The sequence below is a fragment of the Agrobacterium sp. CMT1 genome (assembly GCF_037203725.1).
Taxonomy (GTDB): Bacteria; Pseudomonadota; Alphaproteobacteria; order Rhizobiales; family Rhizobiaceae; genus Agrobacterium; species Agrobacterium pusense.
On the sequence record NZ_JBBCAR010000029.1, the window covers coordinates 1 to 321 of the forward strand.

The 321-nt window shown below is 58.6% G+C and carries 1 protein-coding gene; it reads right to left on the reverse strand.

Annotated features, from left to right (window positions below; all coding sequences use genetic code 11):
• Positions 1-321 (reverse strand): EF-Tu/IF-2/RF-3 family GTPase (locus WA845_RS25205; protein WP_337322841.1); only part of this gene is annotated, 321 nt, incomplete at both ends.

The following is a 321-nucleotide window of genomic DNA, read 5'->3' on the forward strand; positions in this document are numbered from 1 at the left end:
TATGACGGCCGCCTTCTTCCTTCGTCAGGATGTAGGCTTCTGCCTTGAACTTCTTGTGCGGCTTTACCGAACCCGGCTTGCACAGGATCTGACCACGCTCGACGCCGTCACGGTTAACACCGCGAACAAGTGCACCGATGTTGTCGCCAGCCTGGCCCTGGTCGAGCAGCTTGCGGAACATTTCAACGCCGGTGACAGTCGTCTTCGAGGTCGGACGGATGCCGACGATTTCGACTTCTTCACCAACCTTGACGATACCGCGCTCAACGCGACCCGTCACAACCGTACCACGGCCCGAGATCGAGAACACGTCTTCGATCG